The following is a 13,940-nucleotide window of genomic DNA, read 5'->3' as shown; positions in this document are numbered from 1 at the left end:
GTCTCCGGGTTGCCGCCGTCGGTGCCCCGGCAGACACGTCGGCGGCACGCCTCGGCCGTCCGGTCGCCGTGGCCCCGGTGGCCGCCCGCGTCCGGGTGGCCACCGGGCTGGCGGTCAGCACCAGGTGAGTGTGGAGTTGGAGCGGGTGACGTTGCTGACCGTGTTGTTGCTGCCGGTGCACGGGCTCCATCTGATGTTGGTGTTGCTGACCGTCAGGTTCTGGAAGCGGATACCGGACGAGGGCGGGAACTCGGTCCGAGCGGCGATCCGCATCTCTCCCCCGCCGCTGATCGTGCCGGAGGCGCCGGCAAGGGTAACGTTGTAGCAGTTCTCGATCAGTACCGAGTTGTTGCCGGTGTTCGCGATGTCGACCCGGTCGATGACGGCGCCACCACTCTCGGAGACGCAGAAGATCCCCCGACCGCCGCCCCGGGCCCGGACGGTGCCCACCCGGATGTTCGCCGGGTAGCTGCTGCCGACCCGGCCGTTGCGGTTGGCCATCCGGAAGGCGGCATAGCCGGTACCGGTGCCGGTGTTCTCGGCGTCGACGGTGCCGACCGTGGCGTTGATGGTGTCGTTGAGCAGGAGTCCGGAGTTGCCGACGTTGCGGGCGGTCACCGTCCCGACGGTGATCCCGTCGACGCCGTACGTCTCCACGCCCTGGCTGGTCGCGCCGGAGACGTACACGTTGTCGATGCGGATGTTGCGCACCTTCACGGCCCGGTCTCCACCGTGGTTGTCGATGCGTACCCCGAGGCCGCCGGTCAGTTGCATGTTGATCTGGCCGAGGACGAGGTTGTTGACGTTGCGCATGAAGATGCCGTAGAGGGGTGCGCCGCGCAGGGTCAGGTAGCGCACCTCGATGTTGCTGGTGCCACGGGAGTAGATCGGGGCCTGGTCCCCGGAGCCGCTGCCGCTCACCGTGATGGTGCCGCAGACGTCGAGGATCGTCTGACTGGGTACGGAGATCCGGGACCCGGCGCTGACCGTGCCCGAGCCGCGTACCACGACCGACTGCTTCGAGGTCCGCCCGGCCGTGAGGCTGTCGAGCGCGGCCTGTACGGCGGCGCGCATGTCGCTGCCGGTGTAGACGGTGCGGCTCCCGTTGCGGGAGGTCCAGGTGCTTCCGCTGAGCGTCGCGTCGGCGTTGAAGGAGCCGTCACCGCAGGCGGCGGAGGCCGGCGAGGAGCCGAGACCGACGGCGGCGCCTGCGATCAGCGTGACGGCCACGGTCATGACGGCCGCCCGCCGGCACCTGCCGGCCCATCGGCCGGGTAAGCCCTTGGTGGTACTGGTCATGGTGCTCTCCTGGGTGTCGGGACGGGTCTGGTGGTGGTCGGTGACCGCACGAGGAGGAGTCGGATATGTGAGCGTTAACACTAGGCCATGTAGTGACGACTGTAAATGTCTCACCGGACAGCTGCGCCCGTTGCCGAGTCGACCCGCACCCAGTCGCAAGATCCCCTCGCATTCACGTTCGACGCTAGGTTGATAGCGCCAACGGGAACCCTGGGAGGGAGCACGATGCGAGCGACAATCCGATCCGTCGTCGCCGGTGCGGTCAGCGCCACGCTGGTCGCCTGGGGCGGTGTGAGCCTGGCCACCGGCCTTCCCGCCCGCACCGGGGATCCGCTGCCGTGCGAGACGGTCACCTGGAGCGCACCACTGCGGACGTACAGCACGGTTCCGACTCCGCCGTCGCCCACCTGGCCGTCCCCGACGGGTACGCCGACTCCCACCTGCCCGCCGACCTGGACCCCATCGGGTACCCCGTCGACCCCGCCGCCGACCGCCACACCGATCGAGACCGCGCCACCCCCTCGGCCCGTACCGGCACCGCCGAACTGCAGCGAACCCCCGACGGTGGCCGAGATCGAGGCGGTCTTCACGGGTTGGAACGACGCGCTGGCCAACGACGCCGACAAGGTCGCGGAGCGCTACACGACGGACGCCGTCCTGCTGTCGACACTCAAGGACAAGGTGTTCAAGGGCCGTGCCGAGATCCGTGGCTACTTCGTCGACTTCCTCAAGCGCAAGCCGCAGGCGAGCGTCACGGACCGGAAGGTCGTCATCCTGGACAAGACCTCGGCGCTCGACACCGGCCTCTACACGTTCACCTTCGGCGACGGCCAGCAGCCCGCGACGGTGATGGCCCGCTACACCTTCGTCTACCAGGTGATCGACAAGAAGTGCCTGATCGTCAACCACCACTCCTCGAAGATGCCCGAGGCCAGATGAGTACGCGGGAACGGATCCGGCGCGGTAGCCGACCGCCCTGCCGGGCCGGCGTGACCCCGGCGGCAAGGTCCCGGACACCCTGCCGGCGCCTGGCAGGGTGAGGTTACCGGCCCGCGTACTGCCGCAGTCCGGCCAGCGTGTCCGGCAGTCCGGCCCAGGCCAGCGGCATCAGGACGCGATCGGCGGCGAAAATGTCGGGCCGCTCGCAGAGCCGCTCGACGAGCTGGCGCTGGGCAGGGTGCAGGGCCTCCACCGGTACCGGTGCGCGGTCAGGATCCGCCCTGACCAGCAGGCCGGCCCGGTCGAGGATGGACAGCAGGTGGTTGTGCCAGTTGGACGACGGGGTCTCGCCGAGCATCCGGTCCAGGATCGGCTGGAGCCGCGCGTGGTGTCCGTCGGGGTCGAGGGCGGCCAGTTCGTCGAGTGCGAGCTCTTCACGGAGCCCGTACCAGGGCGCACTGTGGTCGTCCCGCGCGGCCAGTCGGACGGCCCAGCGGCGTAGCTCGGCGGTGGCTGCCGGCAGCAGGCCCGGTCGACGCAGCCGGCATACGGTCAGCGAGGCGGCCCACCGGACGTTCTCGTCGTCGTCGCGCGCTCGCCGACGCAGCAGTGCGTCGTGCTCGGGCGTGCCGATCGGCACGATCGCGCCGAGGGCCAGCAGTGCCGTGGTGACCAGCGCGACGGGTGAGTCGTCGTCGGCCGCGACGGCGGCGAGCGCCGGCGCGGTGCGGTCCGCGTGCTCCGGGAAGACCGCGAGCGCCTGCGCCGCCGGGCCGGCGACCTCCGCGTCGGTGTCGCCGAGCAGCGTCACGAACAACGGGACAGCGTCGGCGACCGCGTCGTAGGCGTCCAGCGCGGGTGACGACCCCGCCGCCCGCTCCTCGGCGATCGGATACCGTTTCCAGTACCGCTGCCCCGTCCCGGTGGCGACGAACTCCAGGAAGTCGACGAGGTCACCACGGTCCGGCGTGGCCGGGTCGGCGACGAGCGCGAGCAGGAACGGCACGGCCCGCGCGCTGGCCGGATAACGGGTGCCCTGGTGGGCGATGCACGAATACAGCTCGTGCCGGATCTCCTCGCGTTGGCCGGCATCCGGCGACAACAGCCCACGGATCAACTCCGGCACGTCGTCGGCTGCCCCGTACGCGTGCGTGAGCCCGGACCAGTCGACCTCGTCAAGCCGCTCGATCATGCCCGACACCATGCCGTACGAGTACGACAGATATCGGCTCGCAAACTGGCTTGTCGTCCCGGCGGCCCGTGTCTACTCTGCGACGATGCTCTCGCGACTGGTGGCGGTGACCTTCGACGCGCACGCCCCGACCCGGCTGGCGACGTTCTGGGCCGGCATGCTCGGCCGGCAGGTCGTCGAGCATGCCGGAGCCCTGTTCCTGCCCGGCGACGACACCCAGCTCGGCCTCGAATTCGTCGCGAGCGACACGGAGAAGGAGGGGCCCAACCGCGTGCACCTGCACCTGACCAGCGACAGCCCCGCCGACCAGCAGCACCGGGTGGCGACGGCGCTGGAACTCGGCGCCAGCCACCTCGACGTCGGGCAACGCCCCGAGGAGGGACACATCGTTCTGGCCGACCCCGAGGGCAACGAGTTCTGCGTGACCGAGCCGGGCAACAACTTCCTCGCCGGATGCGGCCTGCTCGGCGAACTCGCCTGCGACGGTACCCGGGCGGTCGGCCTGTTCTGGAGCGAAACGCTGGGCTGGCCGCTGGTGTGGGACCAGGACCAGGAGACCGCCGTCCAGTCGCCGGCCGGCGGCACGAAGGTCGCCTGGGGCGGACCGCCCGTGGCCCCGAAGAAGGCGCGGAACCGGCAGCGCTTCCACCTCGTCCCCGTCGCTGGCGACCGGCAGGCGGAGGTCGATCGGCTGGTCGCCCTCGGAGCCACCCGGCTCGAACCCGGCGCGGACGGCACCGTCGAGCTGGCCGATCCGGACGGCAACGAGTTCTCCGTGCAGGAAAGCTGACCGCAGCGCCGACGGTAGGGCAACGAGTTCTCTGTGCAGGAAAGCTGACCGCAGCGCCGACGATACGGCAACGAGTTCTCCGTGCAGGGAGGCTGGCCGCAGCGCCGACGGTCACGTCGGGTCGCAGGGCCAGGGGCCGGGCGACAGCCGGCCCGCGCCGGCTAACAGCTCCGCAGTCGCTGCGGCGGCACCCCTGCGGCGGTGAGCCGGCGGGCCAACGTCGCGGAGTTGGTCCGGAACGAGACCACGACGTTGTCGTCGTCGCCGACGTGGCACGCGGCGGCGAGCGTCCCGACACCGATCGGATCGACGGTGGACACGTCGGACAGGTCCACCATCACCCGCCACGGCCGGACCTTACGCACCACGCGTACGAGAATGTGCCGCAACTCGGCGGCACAGTCGATGCCGACCTGCCCGTGCGGCTGCACCACGAGCGTGCCGTCCACGACCGTCGACACGTCCACCAGGGTGTTGGGCATCGGACCAGCCCTCCTGCACCGCCTCCTGTGTGCGGCCCACCCTACGAAGGTGCAGAACAGGTGTCGAGGAGAGCGCGGCGATTGGCGCCCATATCGATATCAGCGCGGGGCGGCCAGCGGGACGGCCTCTCCGTCGTCCGCCCGGCCGGTGTCCGGGTCGGCGACCTCGGCCGGCTCGACCGGATCGTCGGCCGGCGTGGCGTCGACTCCGGCCGCACGCCGCCGACGTCGACGCCACCAGAGCAGGGCCAGCACCGCGCCGATCACCACGAGGAGATAGAGCATCGTCCAGGGAAAGGTCCAGACCGTTCCGGTACGGGTCACGACGGGCAGCGGTCCCTCGCTGCTGGTGGCCTCGACCCGTACCGTGGCGGTGACCATGCCGGCCGACGGTACCCCGTCGATCCGGCGGACCAGCGTCACCCGGGCACCGGGCAGCAACTCCGGCAGGGTGACGTCCTGACCGCTGGCGAGCGGTACGCCGAACAGGCCGGTGGTGCGCAGTTTGGCGGTGCCGCCGACCCGGACATTGCCGGGGTTGCGCAGCCGGTAGGTGACCGTCGCCGGGCCACGGGCGAACGGCACCGCCGAGTTCGCGTACCCGACCTGCACCGACTCGACGTCGACCATCGGCGCGAGCGGCCCGTTCACCCGCAGGTAGATCCGCGCGCCGACCCGACGCTCCACGTTGACCCGCTGCCCCTCGGCGTCGGTACGCTGCTCGGCGACCGAGGCGACGATCCCGGCCGCGTGATCGCCCGGCGTCGCGTCACGGGGGACGGTCACCCGGAACGGCAGGACGGCCCGCTCCCCGGGGCGCAGGGTCCGGACCTGGCGCTCCAGGCCGATCCAGGCACCGGCCTCGCGCGCGGGCTGGCTGGCCGGCGGCAGCGCGAACGCGCCGTCGCCCGAGGTGGACGCGTCGGTGGCGTACACGGTCACGGTGAGCGGCCGGACCGACCGGTTGGTCACCGCCACCCGGTCGTCGCGCTGCTGCCCGGGGGCGAGGTCGTAACCGAACTGGCCGGGTGGAGCGGCGCCGGTCGCGTCGGCCGGCTCCACGGTCCACCGGAACTCGTCGCCGGGGGCGGCAGCGGCCGGGCCGGCCGGCGCGGCCAGCAGGGCGACGGCGACGACCGAGGCGGCGAAGACGCGGCGGAATCGGATGACGGTCATTGTTGGCTCCTCGCTCCTCAGCGCGACGACCTGGGCGGCCGAGCGGGCCGAGGTCCGCGCTGTGCTCGGTCACGGCTTGTCCGGCAGCACTGCGTCGTGGTTGGTTCTTCAAACGGTGGTACGGCGGGGGCGCCACGGACCGGATGCCCGTGGTACCCCCGCCGTCGCCTCGACCGTCGGCCGGTCAGACCAGCGTCAGGGTGAGGGTGCCGGCGTAGCTGCCCGGCGTGGTGGTGTCCGGGATGCCGAGGCCCAGACCGGCGCCGCACTCGAAGGTGCCGGCGCTGCTGCCCTCGTCGGCCCGGCAGAGGGTCCTGGTCTCCCCCAGGCCGGTACCCGGCGCCGCGGCGGCGCCCGCGGTGGCGGTGCCGCTGCCGCTGACCTTGCCGGCGTTCGGCGTCCAGCCGAGCTGGTTGCCGTCGATGGTGGCGCCGGCCGGGCCGACGAAGTCCTCCACCTGCCCGGTGAGGTTCCACCCGGCGCTGGTGCCGCGCAGGTCGGTCACCGTCGCCGTGTTCAGCGTGCCGGTGGCCGTACCGCCGACCACACCGCCGGAGAGGGCGACAGCGGTACCCGCCACCTCCAGCGAGAGGCCACCGCCGACGATCTCGGCCGTGATCTCCTGCCCCTTGTTGACGGCACCCGGTGCGGTCACCTGGACGTTCACCTCGGTCGACGTCGACGGCCCGAAGGCCGCCGGGTCAGCCGGGGTGAACTGGGCGGTGAGCGAGTTGCTCCCCACCGGAAGGGTGGAGATGGTGATCGCGGCCGTACCACCCGACACCGGCGCGGTGCCGACCGCCGTGCTGCCGTTGCGGAAGGAGACCGTACCGGCCGCAGCGGCCGGGTCCACGGTGGCGGTGAGGGTCACGGCGGTGCCGGCCTCGACCGGTCCGGCCGGGCTGGCGCCCAGCACGGTGGTGGTCGGGACGACCGGGTCGACCGCGCCCTTGGCCCGCCAGTTACCTCCGTTGACCGTGATCACGGTCTCGAAGCGGTCCGGGTGGACCCCGTTGAGTTCGCTGAGGCACTCGATCACGACGACGTAGTCGCCGTTGGCCGGAGTGCCGGCCAGCGCCGTCGCCATCGACCGGTTGGCCGCCAGGGTGAACGGAGCCGTGTCGTAGCCGGTGTCGCTGGCGATCCGGTTGAGGTTGGCCACCTGACCGCCGACCGGGCCGACCCGCAGGGCGGCCTGGTCGCCGAAGCCGGTGGGGCAGGCCGCCGAGGTGGTGGCCTGGGACAGCATCGGGTTGTCGGTGACGCTGCCGCTGGTGGGGTTGAGGGTAATGGTGCCCGCTGCGGCGGCCTGGGCCGGCGCCGCGACGCCGACCAGGCCGACCGTGGTCAGCGCGACCGCGCCGGCCAGGGCGGCCGCCCGACCGAGCAGGGTCTTCGTTGCCTTCATGAATCACTTCCTTCGCGAGGAATGCGGTGCGGCGGCTCTCCCCCGTCGGGAGCAGTCACCTGCCGCGACCTCGATCAGGCTGCACACGGGCCGTGACCCGTCGTGCAGGCCAACGCCAAGGCCGGACATGCAGCAGGAAAATTGCGGGTTACGGCCGAACTGACACGGGATCGACAGCGGAAAGAATCGAGTTGATCCACCGCATGAATGGCAGATGTCAGAGCCGGCGCGAGCAGCCGGTTCACCTTTTCGTTGCCGTCGCCGACCCGGTGAACGCCATCGACCGGTCGGCGGATCGGCCTATCCGAACCGTCCGTGCACATAGTCGTAGGTACGAGAGTCCTGCGGGCTGTCGAACATCACCTCGGTCGGCCCGTGCTCGACGATGGCGCCGGGCGTACCGTGTTCGGCGAGGAAGAACGCGCACTGGTCGGAAACCCGCGCTGCCTGCTGCATGTTGTGCGTGACGATCACGATCGTCACCTCGGCCACCAGTTCGGCGATGGTCTCCTCGATCCGCCGGGTCGAGGTCGGGTCGAGCGCGGAGCAGGGCTCGTCCATCAGCAGCACCCGGGGCCGTACCGCCAGCGAGCGGGCGATGCAGAGCCGCTGTTGCTGCCCGCCGGAGAGCGCACCGCCCGGCGAGCGGAGCCGATCCCGTACCTCCTTCCAGAGGCCGGCCTTGGTCAGGCACTCCTCGACCAGGGCGTCCCGGTCGGCACGGTTGATCCGGGTACCGGTGAGCCGCAGTCCGGCGACGACGTTGTCGTAGATGGACATCGTCGGGAACGGGTTGGGCTTCTGGAAGACCATCCCGACCTGCCGGCGGGCGTCGGTGATCCGGCGGACCGGCGCGTACAGGTCCTGGCCGTCGAGCATCACCTCGCCGGCCAGCGACGCCCCGGGGATCAGTTCGTGCATCCGGTTGAGGATCCGCAGGAAGGTGGACTTCCCGCAGCCCGACGGCCCGATCAGGGCGGTGACCTCGCCGGCCGCCATGGTCAGCGACACCCGGTCGAGCACCTTGTGCTGGCCGAACCACGCGGATATCGCGCTGGCTTCCAGGGCTGCCAGGCCGCCGTACGGGCCGGGCGGGGCGGTGGGCATCAGGGAGGTGCTGTCGAGGCTCATCTCGGCTCCGTCGTCAGTAGAGGTTGGGCAGGAGTCGGACGGCCTGGTCCGCCACGGTGAGGCCGAGGACGGCGAGCAGCGGCATGCCGGACACCCACGCCTGCCAACCGCCCCAGCGGGCCCAGGCCCAGCTCACCGCGTAGGCGGCGATCAGCAGCGCCTGGCCCCACAGCACCAGCGGCACCCAGGCGTCCGGGTCGCCGGCCATCGCCTGCTCGGCCGGGGTCAGCGACTGCGCCCCGAACCGCCGCTGCGGCGCGGGTTGGGCCGGCGAGACGAGGTCGGCGTCGGCGTACAGGACGTCGTTTGGCAGGTACGGCCGGCCGTCGGCGGTGACCAGGGTGAGCCGGCCCGCCCCCTCGGCCAGCCGGGACGGCAGCGGATCGCCGGGGCGGCGCAGGCCGGTGATCCGGTACCGGTGCTCGCCCTGCCCGGTCACCACCACGATCTCGTCGCCGGGGTTCAGCAGTGCCAGCCCGGCGAACGGACCGCCGTACCCCGCATGCCGGCCCAGCAGCACGCTCGTGCCGGGCTGGCCGGGCAGTACCGTGTCGCGGCGGTGCCCAGGACCGTTCTGCAACACGCCTGCGCCGGTCCCCTCGAAGACCACCTGCCGGGTGCCGAGCGCGGGGATCCGGAGTACCGCCACCGAGGCGCCCGGACGCAGCAGTTCGCCGTCGAGGTCGGTCTGGCCGACCGGTGCGATCCCCTCGGCCAGTTCCTTGCGGAAGTCGGCGTACGCCGTCTGCTGGGCCCGCTCGTAGCGGAGCTGGGAGATCAGCGTCAGGTGTACGACGAAGGCCAGCAGCAGCACCCCGAGCAGGGTCAGCACGGTGCCGGTGACGCGTACGGCCGGGATCTCGACCGATCGGGGCGGCCGGGTCGGAGCGGGTCGGGACGGCGAACCGCCGGACGCGGATGCCGAGCGGGGTGGGCCGGCCGGTGGTGGCGGACCGAGATCGGTCGGTGACACGGTCGGCGGTTGGACGGTGGCGGTCACGGCTGTCTCCTCCCCCGCCTGCGGACCAGTGGGACCACGACCGCCACGCACGCCAGCAGGGCGGCGCCACCGAGCAGCCAGGGCAGCGGCGAGCCGGTCTGCTCCGGTCTACCGGCCAGGTCGGCCGGGGCCGGAGCCGATGGCGGGCTGGTCGCGGCGGCCCGCTCCCCGGGCGCGTCGGCCGGCGCGGGCGGTGCCGTGCCGGTCGTGTCGCCGTCGGAACCGCCCGCCGTGCCCGTCGCGCCGTCGGAGTCGCTGGCCGGGCCCGTCGCGCCGTCGGAGTCGCTGGCCGGGCCCGTCGCGCCACCGTCGGAGCCGTCGGTCGGGTCGGTCGTGCCCCGGGCGGCGGTGCCCGACGGTGCGGGCCGGCCGGCGGCGCGGGTGTCGACCCGCCAGGTGCCGCCGGTCACGACGATCCGGAACTCGAAGCGGTCCGGATGGGTGCCCAGGGTGTCGCTGACGCACTCGACGACGATCGCGTACTCGCCGTCGACGGGCGGCCGGCCCTGGGACATCGCCATCGACCGGTTCGGGTTCATGGTGACCGGCGCCGTGTCGTAGCCGCCGGCCCCGCCCGGTCGGGCGATGTTGCTGTACGGGCCGCCGACCGGCCCGACCCGCAGCAGCGCGGCGGAGCCGTACCGGGCCGGGCACGGTGCCGACGTGGTCGCCGAGGCGAGCATCGGATTGCCGTCGACGGTCCCGCTGCTCGGGGTGACGGTGAGTGTGCCGAGGGCCGCGTCGCGGCCGGTCGGCAGGGCGGGGGCGCCCGACGCCGGTACCGCCGACCCGGCTGCGGCGAGCAGCAACGCCGAGAGCAGCAGCGCCGGTCCTCGGTACTGCACTGGTCCCAGTACGGACATGGTTTCCTTCCTCGCGCCCCGGCGGACCGACGGCCGCTCCGGTTTGGGTTGTCGCCCGACGGGCGCGGCTCCCGACCGGTCACGTCGACCTCCGGCTGCCGGCCTTTCCGTGCCGGTCCGCGCTCCTGCCATGGCTTACGGGTGGTCGCGGCGCCGGGCCAGCAGCATCGCGGCCACGCCGACGACGACGAGGACGAGACCGCCGGTCAGCAGGGTCGGCAGTGAGGTACCGGTCAGCGCGAGGTTGCCGCCACCGCCTCCCTCGGTCTGGCTGGGGCTCGGACTCGGGCTCTCCGACTCGGTCGGGGTCGGCGTGGGGCTGGCCGTCTCCGTCGGGGTGGGTGTGGGGCTGGCCGTCTCCGTGGGAGTCGGCGTCGGGCTGGCCGGCTCCGTCGGCGTCGGCGTGGGACTGGCCGTCGGGCTCGCGGTCGGCGTCGCCGTCGGGCTGGCGGTCGGGGTCGGGTCGGCCGAACCGGTCGGGGTGGGCGAGCCGCTCGGGGCCTGCTTGACCTGCCAGGTCGGTCCGCTGATCGTGACCAGCGCCTGGAACCAGTGTTCGTGCACCTCGGCCAGCTCGGTCATGCACTCGACGGTGATCCGGTAGTCGCCGTCCGCCGGCGCCGGATGGTTGCCGTCGTCGGGAGTCGGGTCCAGCGCCCTGGCGATCGACCGGTCGGTGCGGAGGGTGAACGGCGCGCGGTCGTAGTTGGTGTCGCTGGCGATCCGGGCGAGGTTGCCGCCCGCCGGCCGGCCCGGCTGACCGGCCGGGCTGATCCTGAGCTGTGCCTGGGCGCCCGAGCCGGCCGGGCAGGCCGCCGAGGTGCCAGCGGTGAAGGCGGGCGCGTCCCGCGTACCCTCGGTCACGCTGCCGCTGGTCGGCGAGATGGTGAGGGTGCCGAGCGAGGGTGCCGCCTGGGCCGGCGGGGTGAGGGCGACCATCGCCGCGGCGGTCATGCCGGCACCGAAGGTCAGCGCGACCGCGAGGAGCGTCGCGCCGGTCCGGCCGAGCCGGCGGGGTGGCGTCTGCACAGTGTTCCTTTCCTGTCGACAACACGGGCGTGTGGCCGGACGTCCACAGAGGACCTCCGGCCACCCGGGTGGCACGCGTCTCGGACGCGCTGACTCAACCGATCACGAGGTAGCAGATCTGCGACGTGGAGGGCGCGAACAGCCGCGGGTCCTCGGGGGTGAAGGTGGCCGTGAGCCGGAGCAGGCCGCTCGGCAGGGTGGTGGTGGCGAGTACGGCGCTGCCGTCGACCACGGGCGCGGTGCCGACGCTGCTGGAATCGGCGAAGAACTCGACGCTGCCGGCGGCGTTGCGCCGCACCGTCGCGGTCAGCGTCACCCGCTGGCCCTCGAAGGCGAACAGCACCGGCTTGGCGTTCAGCCGGGTGGTGGTGGCCGCCGCGTTCTTCACCGCCCAGGTGTCGCCGGTGACGGTGATCAGGGTCGAGAAGTCCTTGGCGGCCGCCCCGGTCGTACCGGAGCAGGAGATCGCCACCTCGTAGGTGCCGTCCGCCGGGGCCGCCCCGAGGGCGGTGGCGAGCGAACGGTTCGCCGCGAGGGTGAACGGCGCCTGGTCGTAGTTCGCCAGGCCGCCGATCCGGGCCAGCGGGCTGTACGGGCCGCCGACGGGGCCGACCTTCAGCGCGGCGTTCTCGCCGAAGCCGCTCGGGCAGGCCGCCGAGGTGGTGGCCCCGGTCACGAACGGGTTGTCGTTGACGCCGCCGCCGCCGGGCGCCAGCGCGACGGTGCCCAGGATCGGGCTCTCCGCCTGCGCGGGGGCGGTCAGCAGCGCCAGCGTCGCGACCGTGACGGTCGACAGCACCGCCGCCGTCCGGACGAACAGAGACTTGGCCTTGCTCACGAAGCACTTCCTCTCTCGGTGCGGTTTCGCGGGTTCGCCGTTCCCGGGTCGTTACCCGGGGCCTCGGTCCGGCGGCCGGAAGCGCCGCCGTGATGGTGCGCAAACGTCGGAAAAACGCTGAATCCGGTGTGGTTTCCACCGGCCGGACTCCACTGAGGTTCTCTGCGTCGACCCGCGATCCGGACAATTGCGCCGGACCAATTACGCCGGGTCGATGGAGCGAAGTGCCAAGACCGGTCCGTCCGACCTTCGCCGAATGGACCGCGACCAGCATTCCCTGCCCATCGGGTACGTCGACACCCGCGCTCCGGAAACGTTTCGTGCCCAATGCTTCGCCAACATGAAGGCCAGATGAACCCGAAGCGCTTTCCGACGAGGGGCGGAATTCGCGATCGGCCATTCGACCGACCGTCGAGACCGGACAGTCACCGCGATCCGTCCGTCCCGTCGACCGGTGCCCGGCGGACCGCCGAAACGGCCGTTCCGTCGACGGGTGTTCGGCGGAGCAGCGGAGCGCCCGAGGTCGCACTCGCGACCGGCGCGGAACGCCGGCCACGAGTGCGGGTTGGAATCGATGGGGCGTGAGCGCCGGCCGTTTCCCGCTGCCCCGGCTGGCAACCGTCTACACCGAGACCGCCGGCCACCCGGAGGTCAGGCCGGCGGCCAGCCGGTGGTGTTCAGGTTGCCGGTCAGTGCGGTCGACCCGCAGTCGCCGATGGTCGCGAACCCGTAGCTGGTGATGACCCCGCTCTGCGCGCAGAGCAGCGAACCGAAGGACCCACCGGCGGTGAAGACCCGGTCGATCCACTCCTCGGTCAGCTCACTGGACGCGACGATGTTGTAGACGCGCCGGTTCAGCGGGAAGGCGGGGTTGAGCACCTCGTTCGGCGGGTTGCTGCCGGCGGCGTACGGCGAGACGGTGTTGATGCTGCCGAGCAGTGCCGGACCGCGCCGGTCCTCGACCCCCGCCATGCTGTTGCCCTGGGCGATGTGCTGGGCGATCGAGAACGGCATGACGTAGGAGTTGTGTCCGGTCAGTTCCCGACCGTCGTGCTCCTGCACCGGCGCGACGCCGGTACCGTCCGGCACGGTCGCCGACGCCGGCACCAGGCAGGGGTAGTCACCGGCGGCAATCTCCGCGTCGGTGATGCCCATCTGCTGGTTCCAGAACTGCCGGGTACCCGAGCCGGGCTGGATCAGCAGCGGCTGGACCGGGAAGGAGCCGACGGTCCTGGTGACGCACTTGTAGATGTTCTGCAGCAGCGACAGCGACATGTTGGTCGGCAGGTCGCTGTTCTCGTTGATCGCGTACGTCACCGCGTCCAGGGCGAACGGGATCCAGGTCCCGTTGCCCCCGGCGACCAGGGTCGTACCGCTGGACGAGCGGGCGAAGTCGACGCACTCCTCGATGGTGCTGGCCGCCGGGGCCTGCACCTTCGAGGCCCACAGCGAGCGGTTGCCCTCCGTGGAGCCGTTCGGCCGCTGGAACACGCAGTTGGTGGCCTTGGTCTTGATGGGCGAGGTGCCGCGCGCGTCCCAGGAGGCCAGCACGGTGCCGCCGCCGATCGCCGCGCCGAGACCGTTCAGCACGTCCTGGGTGGTGTCCGAGCCGGTGCCGGCCAGGATCCGGTAGGCGGCAGGGTCGGTCGGGTACGGGGGGAACCCGGTGAACGGGTCGGCCGAGGCCGGGGTGGCCACCGCCGTGACGGCGAGTACGGCCGCGAGCGCCGTCCCCACCGCCTTCCCGAGGGACTTAACCTGCATCGTTCTCCCTTTCACGCCAGACAGGAGGT

At 72.2% G+C, this 13,940-nt stretch carries 13 protein-coding genes; 2 read left to right on the top strand and 11 right to left on the bottom strand.

The genetic code is table 11. The features are described 5' to 3' along the window. Positions 1-114: 114 nt before the first annotated feature. Positions 115-1,299: a hypothetical protein gene (locus tag Pen02_RS26475; protein ID WP_239141329.1), complete on the bottom strand. Its 1,185-nt coding sequence runs from the start codon at positions 1,297-1,299 to the stop codon at positions 115-117. A gap of 225 nt (positions 1,300-1,524) precedes the next feature. Between Pen02_RS26475 and Pen02_RS26470 the strand changes: the two genes are divergently transcribed. Next, entirely contained in the window at positions 1,525-2,238 is a 714-nt protein-coding gene (locus tag Pen02_RS26470) for an SgcJ/EcaC family oxidoreductase (protein WP_203868815.1), read from the top strand. Positions 2,239-2,341: 103 nt separating this feature from the next. Here the strand turns inward: Pen02_RS26470 and Pen02_RS26465 are convergent, their stop codons facing one another. After that, a complete protein-coding gene (locus Pen02_RS26465) occupies positions 2,342-3,430 on the bottom strand; it encodes a hypothetical protein (RefSeq protein WP_203868814.1) in 1,089 nt (362 codons plus the stop codon). Positions 3,431-3,515: 85 nt separating this feature from the next. On the opposite strand from Pen02_RS26465, the gene Pen02_RS26460 reads away from it, so the two are divergent. Next, positions 3,516-4,220 carry a VOC family protein gene (locus Pen02_RS26460; RefSeq protein ID WP_203868813.1) on the top strand — a complete coding sequence of 235 codons (705 nt, stop codon included), beginning with the start codon at positions 3,516-3,518 and terminating at the stop codon, positions 4,218-4,220. A 161-nt stretch (positions 4,221-4,381) separates the two neighbouring features. On the opposite strand, the gene Pen02_RS26455 is transcribed toward Pen02_RS26460, so the two are convergent. The 9 genes from Pen02_RS26455 to Pen02_RS26415 form a co-directional block, all read right to left on the bottom strand. After that, positions 4,382-4,702 (bottom strand): STAS domain-containing protein, encoded by a 321-nt coding sequence (locus tag Pen02_RS26455; protein WP_203868812.1) that lies wholly within the window; start codon positions 4,700-4,702, stop codon positions 4,382-4,384. Positions 4,703-4,801: 99 nt separating this feature from the next. Beyond that, positions 4,802-5,878 (bottom strand): WxL protein peptidoglycan domain-containing protein, encoded by a 1,077-nt coding sequence (locus Pen02_RS26450; RefSeq protein ID WP_203868811.1) that lies wholly within the window; start codon positions 5,876-5,878, stop codon positions 4,802-4,804. 184 nt (positions 5,879-6,062) lie between these two features. Continuing rightward, on the bottom strand, positions 6,063-7,286 hold the full coding sequence (locus tag Pen02_RS26445; RefSeq protein WP_203868810.1) for an Ig-like domain-containing protein: 1,224 nt from the start codon (positions 7,284-7,286) through the stop codon (positions 6,063-6,065). 300 nt (positions 7,287-7,586) lie between these two features. Beyond that, positions 7,587-8,417 carry a phosphate ABC transporter ATP-binding protein gene (locus Pen02_RS26440; RefSeq protein WP_443678486.1) on the bottom strand — a complete coding sequence of 277 codons (831 nt, stop codon included), beginning with the start codon at positions 8,415-8,417 and terminating at the stop codon, positions 7,587-7,589. A 13-nt stretch (positions 8,418-8,430) separates the two neighbouring features. After that, positions 8,431-9,417: a sortase gene (locus Pen02_RS26435; RefSeq protein ID WP_203868809.1), complete on the bottom strand. Its 987-nt coding sequence runs from the start codon at positions 9,415-9,417 to the stop codon at positions 8,431-8,433. Further along, entirely contained in the window at positions 9,414-10,280 is an 867-nt protein-coding gene (locus tag Pen02_RS26430) for a hypothetical protein (RefSeq protein WP_203868808.1), read from the bottom strand. The genes Pen02_RS26435 and Pen02_RS26430 overlap by 4 nt, the downstream gene beginning before the upstream one ends. 135 nt (positions 10,281-10,415) lie before the next feature. Then, positions 10,416-11,309, bottom strand: coding sequence for a hypothetical protein (locus Pen02_RS26425; RefSeq protein WP_203868807.1), 894 nt, complete (start codon positions 11,307-11,309; stop codon positions 10,416-10,418). A 94-nt stretch (positions 11,310-11,403) separates the two neighbouring features. Then, positions 11,404-12,147 carry an Ig-like domain-containing protein gene (locus Pen02_RS26420; protein WP_203868806.1) on the bottom strand — a complete coding sequence of 248 codons (744 nt, stop codon included), beginning with the start codon at positions 12,145-12,147 and terminating at the stop codon, positions 11,404-11,406. A 651-nt stretch (positions 12,148-12,798) separates the two neighbouring features. Beyond that, a complete protein-coding gene (locus Pen02_RS26415) occupies positions 12,799-13,911 on the bottom strand; it encodes a hypothetical protein (protein ID WP_203868805.1) in 1,113 nt (370 codons plus the stop codon). Positions 13,912-13,940: the final 29 nt, after the last annotated feature.

The organism is Plantactinospora endophytica, assembly GCF_016862915.1.
Classification (GTDB): Bacteria; Actinomycetota; Actinomycetes; order Mycobacteriales; family Micromonosporaceae; genus Plantactinospora; species Plantactinospora endophytica.
The sequence above is the reverse complement of the archived record's forward strand: the minus strand, read 5'-3'. Positions and strand labels throughout refer to the sequence as shown.

Coding starts and splice junctions, on each gene's coding strand:
- Pen02_RS26440 (WP_443678486.1), bottom strand. CDS start 8,417: ATGAGCCTCGACAGCACCTCCCTGATGCCCACCGCCCCGCCCGGCCCG.
- Pen02_RS26450 (WP_203868811.1), bottom strand. CDS start 5,878: ATGACCGTCATCCGATTCCGCCGCGTCTTCGCCGCCTCGGTCGTCGCC.
- Pen02_RS26475 (WP_239141329.1), bottom strand. CDS start 1,299: ATGACCAGTACCACCAAGGGCTTACCCGGCCGATGGGCCGGCAGGTGC.
- Pen02_RS26460 (WP_203868813.1), top strand. CDS start 3,516: ATGCTCTCGCGACTGGTGGCGGTGACCTTCGACGCGCACGCCCCGACC.
- Pen02_RS26470 (WP_203868815.1), top strand. CDS start 1,525: ATGCGAGCGACAATCCGATCCGTCGTCGCCGGTGCGGTCAGCGCCACG.
- Pen02_RS26465 (WP_203868814.1), bottom strand. CDS start 3,430: ATGATCGAGCGGCTTGACGAGGTCGACTGGTCCGGGCTCACGCACGCG.
- Pen02_RS26455 (WP_203868812.1), bottom strand. CDS start 4,702: ATGCCCAACACCCTGGTGGACGTGTCGACGGTCGTGGACGGCACGCTC.
- Pen02_RS26445 (WP_203868810.1), bottom strand. CDS start 7,286: ATGAAGGCAACGAAGACCCTGCTCGGTCGGGCGGCCGCCCTGGCCGGC.
- Pen02_RS26430 (WP_203868808.1), bottom strand. CDS start 10,280: ATGTCCGTACTGGGACCAGTGCAGTACCGAGGACCGGCGCTGCTGCTC.
- Pen02_RS26415 (WP_203868805.1), bottom strand. CDS start 13,911: ATGCAGGTTAAGTCCCTCGGGAAGGCGGTGGGGACGGCGCTCGCGGCC.